Consider the following 3,547-nt stretch of genomic DNA (forward strand, 5'->3'; position numbering starts at 1 on the left):
TTTTTGGAATTTTCAGGGTTGCATTACTATTTCATTGTCAAAGTGCTTTGTCTTGGCTTGTCGCTCAAGGCTCAGTTAGATTATCATTCTGAGAATATAAAGTCAACACTTTTTTTAAGAAAAATTATTAAGGAATTCTTAAATTGCTACAGACTTTTAGAATAGGGCTTTTTCGGTTTTAGAAATTCAACACAATACCAGGATATTAGCATATGCTCTCCACCCCCACAAAAAAACATATTTTCATGTCTTTACCCAAGACACCATTATCTAACACTAAGCTGCGTCATCCATTTCTTTCTCAATGAAACGATAGATATATTTATCAGAAAGCTCATTGATTCTGCCTTCTGCTTTCTCTTTTTCAAGAAACTTATTTACATATTCCAAAAGATCCTCAGATCCCTTTGGCATAAGTACCCCGAGTTGTCCATTAGTAAATGGTTCATATATGAGAGGAGCAGCAAGCCGACTGTCCTGTCCAACATAATAGCCAGCCTCCATGATTTCCGTGATCATCACATCTGCCTCTCCAGAAGCAACAAGTCCCGGAATTTCCTGATTCACATCATGAATTATGAGAGTGGCATCCGGAAGGTTCTCGCGGGCAAACTTCTCATTCAGTCCTCCTGGATTTTCCATCACACGTACCTCTGGATGATTTATAGCCTCAATAGAGATATATTTATCCGCATCCTCTGCCCGGCACAGTACAGTCTTTCCATTCTCAAGATATCCCTCAGACATAAGGGCCTGCTCTTTACGGGCATCAGTTATGGTTATCCCACAGATTGCAAGGTCAAATTTTCCTGCCTGCGTATCTTCCATTAGCGTAGGCCAGGATGTTTCCACATACTCAATTTCTACGCCAAGAGCATCAGCAAGATCCTCTGCCAGCTCTGCATCAAAACCAACATATGTATCAGTTTCTGGATCAAGATACGACATCGGCTGGTAATCTCCGGCAGTACCCACTTTCAGAACTCCACTATTTTTTATACCGCCAAGAACAGATGCGGAATCAGTAATATCCGAACTTCTCCCACATCCTGCTATTATTCCCAATGATAGTACAACCATTATTATCACAGACTGAACATTCTTTTTCATAAATTTCCTCTATCGATTTAATCCCCTATCAGTCATATCTTCTGACAATTATATGCCATGATATGGTGGATTCTTTATTTTTTTCACAACTATATGTTGCGTTTAGGATTTAAGTACCCTTTTTCTACTAAGTAAAGCATCAACTAGTTTTCTCTGTCAGAGCTTCCTCCTTGTTCTTCCCGGCACGGATCCTGCCCCTGTAGGTAGATGCTTTTGCACCATAGGCCGCACACATTGCAGCCATGGTAGGATATCTGTTTCCCAGATGGTCTTCTATGCGGTAGGTAACATCGTCAATGATCTCATCGATGGTATATCCCTTGCCAAGCTTATCCTATAACTTACGTGAATATAGTACTTCTTCAGTACCAAACGCCGGCTGTGAAATACCGGTAAATTCAAAACCCTTTGCTTCATAAAAAACTTTGGCATGGACATTATCTCTAAATACCCATAGCACAACTTCAGAGTATCCTGCTTTTTTAATGTCACTTAGCACATGATCCATCAAATTGTTCCTGCTCCATCAAGGCTTCCTTCTCTCACAATCATATTCCCATAAACAACTTATCAGGACTAACTATGTTTTGTATAACCTCCGCATGCTCATTCTTTTTAAAGCCATTTGACGTTATCAGTGTGATATGAACTGACTTGTCCGGTTGTACTTCCTCGATGAAAGTATCGACCTTGTTTATAAGGTCTTCCTTGTATTTACCGCTTATTTCAAATTCCTTATCAGTACATTTCATCTCACATAGATTTATTACGTCATCTGCCCTGTCTATCAAAAGGTCTATCTGAGCACCTCCTGTTTTCTTTTTACTCTTCCAAGAGTATTCCGAGCTCTCAACCCCTGCAATCCCAAGAGCTGATTTTATCTGTGGAACATGCAAAAGGCAAACGATTTCAAAAGCATTCCCCCTCCAGGCATAATACTCTGGTGATTTAATGAATGTCTGCCAAGACTTGATCTTTTTATCACGAATAAAATGCAAACTAAAGAGCACAAATGGATCAATCACCTGATAAAAGTATCCCGTTTTACTCGTTGTTACATTATTGTACTGTCTGATAAAACCACACTGTTCAAGTTCACGGATTGCTTTTGTTAGCCCTTCACCATCAGATACCCCGGACTTTTGGACAAGCTCTGTCCTTTGGAGTCCTCGTTTCAGTTCTGCCATGGTTTCAATTATCTTTATGTGATTGTCTGCCTTTTTAAACAATGACCGGAACAGATGCTCATATTCATGATGAAGATCTCCCCGCTCATCAAAAATAAGACTGTCAACGTTCTGGGCAAGGCTCAGTCTCCTGTCATACAGATTCAGATAATATGGTATTCCCCCAAATATCATATAGCTTTCAATAATCTTATCTCTGCCCAGGCTGATTCCGTTGTTTTTAAAGAAAAGCTCGCATTCCCCAAGACTGAAGGGATACATGTGCATCTGCTTTGTTACTCTGTTATGAAAGCCTCCCACATCGTTTAAAATATTATTTATTATCCATGATGTGGCAGAACCGCATACTATTAGCAGAAGATCCTTCTGCGAAGATGCCCAGCTGTTCCAGAAAAAGTCAAAAGCAGACCTGAAATCTGATCTTGCAGTATCCATCCAGGGAACCTCATCCAAAAAAACGACTCTTTTCCCACTTGAATAATCTCTCTGTACATCCTCATTTTCAAGTATCGCTCTTAAACGACTAAACGCCTCAAACCAATCCTTAGGAATAGTGCCTGTCTTATCACCAAAATATTTAAGCGATTCATTGAAAGCTTTTAACTGGTTACGCGTCTTCTCGTCAGGAATACCTGTTGTATAAAACGAAAAGCGTTCATTAAAATACTCTTTAATAAGAAAAGTCTTTCCTACTCGACGGCGCCCAAATACTACCAAAAATTCCGGTCTTTTAGATTCAAGGCACTGCGCCAAAATATCCTGTTCTCTTTCTCTTCCAATTACATTCATAACGAGCTATTCCCTTATAATCTGCTGAAATGCACTTTTAAATACCAATTTCAGCAGATTATAGCAAACATCGTCCTTATAATCTGCTGAATTATATTGCAAATATACCACTCTTTATTATTTTTTTCAAGAACCAGACAACGGTCCCTCAATCCGAGCTGCTTACATAAACCTGCACAAATTGTTATCATACTGAAAAAATAATGGTCATGCTTTTAAGATTATTTTTTATCAACATATTGGTAATATCAGAAATTCAGCTCTTTTTTCTAAGGAGCAAATATGCCAGAATAATTGATATAATGCAGATCTTTACAACATGCCAGAGATAAGTTACCTTTTGACACCCTAATCCTATTAAATAACAAAAACGCTTATCTTAGGATGTTTCCCAAAATAAGCGTCAAATGTTATATCTATTTATAGTTATGCACAAAAATGGGGCCTACAGGGCTCGAACC

Annotated in this window: 3 protein-coding genes; all 3 read right to left on the reverse strand. The window is 38.8% G+C overall.

The genetic code is table 11. From position 1 onward, the window contains the following. Positions 1-276 precede the first annotated feature (276 nt). Complete coding sequence (locus T501_RS19215) at positions 277-1,110, reverse strand: transporter substrate-binding domain-containing protein (protein ID WP_044917118.1); 834 nt, start codon at positions 1,108-1,110, stop codon at positions 277-279. Positions 1,111-1,444: 334 nt separating this feature from the next. Continuing rightward, positions 1,445-1,618, reverse strand: a complete 174-nt coding sequence (locus T501_RS21675; RefSeq protein WP_155831570.1) for a GNAT family N-acetyltransferase — start codon at positions 1,616-1,618, stop codon at positions 1,445-1,447. Positions 1,619-1,658: 40 nt separating this feature from the next. Then, on the reverse strand, positions 1,659-3,086 hold the full coding sequence (locus T501_RS19225; protein ID WP_026512085.1) for an AAA family ATPase: 1,428 nt from the start codon (positions 3,084-3,086) through the stop codon (positions 1,659-1,661). Positions 3,087-3,547 lie beyond the last annotated feature (461 nt).

Source organism: Butyrivibrio sp. WCE2006 (genome assembly GCF_000701985.1).
Taxonomy (GTDB): domain Bacteria; phylum Bacillota; class Clostridia; order Lachnospirales; family Lachnospiraceae; genus Butyrivibrio.